The organism is Azospirillum sp. B506 (assembly GCF_000333595.1).
Taxonomy (GTDB): domain Bacteria; phylum Pseudomonadota; class Alphaproteobacteria; order Azospirillales; family Azospirillaceae; genus Azospirillum.
Genome location: NZ_BADK01001002.1, coordinates 1 through 1830, shown reverse-complemented (window position 1 = coordinate 1830; position 1830 = coordinate 1). Strand labels below are relative to the sequence as shown.

4 protein-coding genes are annotated in these 1830 nt (G+C 68.5%); 2 read left to right on the top strand and 2 right to left on the bottom strand.

All coding sequences use genetic code 11. The annotated features are described in order from the left end of the window. Positions 1-72 precede the first annotated feature (72 nt). Complete coding sequence (locus tag I71_RS39005) at positions 73-246, bottom strand: hypothetical protein (protein WP_199902084.1); 174 nt, start codon at positions 244-246, stop codon at positions 73-75. A gap of 150 nt (positions 247-396) precedes the next feature. On the opposite strand from I71_RS39005, the gene I71_RS31070 reads away from it, so the two are divergent. Beyond that, the gene (locus I71_RS31070; protein WP_307189041.1) at positions 397-1089 is read left to right on the top strand and encodes an inorganic phosphate transporter; all 693 of its coding nucleotides are present in this window, start codon (positions 397-399) and stop codon (positions 1087-1089) included. A gap of 145 nt (positions 1090-1234) precedes the next feature. Continuing rightward, positions 1235-1540, top strand: coding sequence for a hypothetical protein (locus I71_RS31065; RefSeq protein WP_042703438.1), 306 nt, complete (start codon positions 1235-1237; stop codon positions 1538-1540). 34 nt (positions 1541-1574) lie between these two features. Here I71_RS31065 and I71_RS31060 read toward each other — a convergent pair. Continuing rightward, positions 1575-1830, bottom strand: a 256-nt coding sequence (locus tag I71_RS31060; protein ID WP_042703436.1) for a response regulator, incomplete at its 5' end; no start/stop codon positions are given.

The following is a 1830-nucleotide window of genomic DNA, read 5'->3' as shown; positions in this document are numbered from 1 at the left end:
CGGAAATTCCAGGGCTTCGGCGGGGAACCGCCGGCGCCCTTTTTCTTTGCAGCGGGTGCAGCGGAGGGGCGGCTACGCCCCGTCGAGCAGCATCGCCAGAGCCACGGCGCCCGCCAGCAGGGCGCACAGGGTGATTACGATGGCGAGGCTGCGCAGGTACTGGCGGAACTCGCCCTGTTTCCATGCGCTGCGTCCCAGCAGTACCAGATACCCCGCCATGGCGGCGACGATGATCTGCCAGCCCATCTTGCCCTCGTCCTGTCTCCGCCGGACGACGGCGGCCGGCAGCCATGCACATGTCCAGCCACAATCGGTCAAAGCCTCGGACAGCCGGCACGCTCCCTCTATATCGAAAGTCTCGCGTCTCCGATCGGGTTATCTGTTGGCATCACCCCGTTGGCGGCATCCGCAGCAGCCCGATGTGAGAAGATTGCCGGCATCGCCAAGGCCGGCTTCGGCGCCATCATCGCCAGCGGCTTCACCAAGACGGCGGTCGCCATCGTGCTGTCGCCGGGCATCGGCCTTCTGCTGGCGCTGTTCTTGATGCTGGTGCTGTCCTGGGCGCTGCGCCGGGCCGCCCCCTTCGCGGTCGACCGCCAGTTCCGGCACTGGCAGCTGGTCTCGGCGGCGCTCTACAGCCTGGGCCATGGCGGCAACGACGCGCAGAAGACGATGGGCATCATCGCCGTCCTGCTGTTCAGCCAGGGCATGCTGGGCGAGACCTTCCACGTTCCCTTCTGGGTCATCATCGCCTGCCAGCTGGCGATGGGGATGGGTACCATGATGGGCGGCTGGCGCATCGTCCGCACCATGGGGTCGCGCATCACCGACCTGAAGCCCTATCAGGGCTTCTGCGCCGAGACGGCGGGCGCCATCACCCTGTTCGGCGCGACGTGGCTCGGCATTCCGGTCTCGACCACTCACACCATCACCGGCGCCATCGTCGGAGTCGGCTCCGCCCGCCGCACCTCGGCGGTGCGCTGGGGCCTCGCGGGCCGAATCGTCTGGGCCTGGGTGCTGACGATCCCGGCCTCCGGCATCGTCGCCTGGCTGTCCTACCTGCTGGTGGCGAGCGTCCTGCACCCGTAAGGGGACTCGATCCGCAGGGGGGAGCGCGCTGCCGAAGAGGGAGCGGACCGAAAGGCGAACGGATAAGCCCTTCGGACTGCAGCGCGCCCTTGACCCGCAAGGGCGGGAACGGCAGGATCGGTGCGGTGGAGACAGGATACCGGTCATGCCGCATATCGAACGCACCGACCAAGGTGAGCAGTATGTGCTTCCCGGCACCGAACGCCGGACGGTCCCCGGCTTGCCCTATGCGGCGGAAGCCGACGGCCAGCTGACCCTGCATTTCTACGCCCCACCCGACAAGTCCGAACGGCGCCCACGCCCGACCTCGGCGCGGGCGCTGTCCTCCGCGCCCCATGGCGCGGCACCCCTGGCCGGCGCGGCGCTGCCAGCGGCGGCGGCCGACGCCACGCCGCAAGGCCTGTTCGGCCGGCGTCTCGCCCATTTCCCTCAGGTGTTCGAGCAGCCCTGACGTCTGGCGGTCCGCTGACAGCCACGCCGTGGACTCAGGCGGTACCGGTGCGATTCCGCCCGGCGGCGAGTATGAGGGCGATCTGACGCAGCATGATCTCGCGGTCATAGGGCTTGCCGATGTGCCCGTTCATTCCGGCCTCATGGCAGTCGCGCCGCTCCCGTTCCGAAGAACTGGCGGTCAATGCCAGGATCGGCAGGTTGCCGCGCGGCGGAGGCAACGCACGGATGGCACGGCTGGCCTGCAGACCATCCCATCTCGGCATCTGCACATCCATCAGCACGAGGTCG